The sequence below is a fragment of the Pseudomonas sp. SIMBA_067 genome (assembly GCF_046534675.1).
Lineage (GTDB): Bacteria > Pseudomonadota > Gammaproteobacteria > Pseudomonadales > Pseudomonadaceae > Aquipseudomonas > Aquipseudomonas putida.
The window spans coordinates 1-260 of sequence record NZ_JAWRYH010000711.1; the positions used below are offsets into that span (position 1 = coordinate 1).

1 pseudogene is annotated in these 260 nt (G+C 59.6%); it reads left to right on the forward strand.

Features of this window, described 5'->3' with window-relative positions:
* A pseudogene (locus SB765_RS30995) lies at positions 1–260 on the forward strand (cytosine permease); the annotation flags it as partial.

Below are 260 nucleotides of genomic sequence, written 5' to 3' on the forward strand. Positions count from 1 at the left end.
GCTGGACATGTCCAGCGTGTTCCCACGCCTGCTGTCGCGGGTCAAGGCCACATTGCTGATTGGGGTGATGTCGATAGCTTTCATCTTTATCGGACGTTTCGCCGCCAACCTGGTGCAAAGCGTCTCGACCTTCGCCGTGCTGATCATCACCTGCACCACGCCGTGGATGGTGATGATGATCATCGGCCTGATCGTGCGCCGGGGCTTCTACTGCCCGGACGATCTGCAAGTATTCACCCGTGGTGAGACCGGCGGTCGCT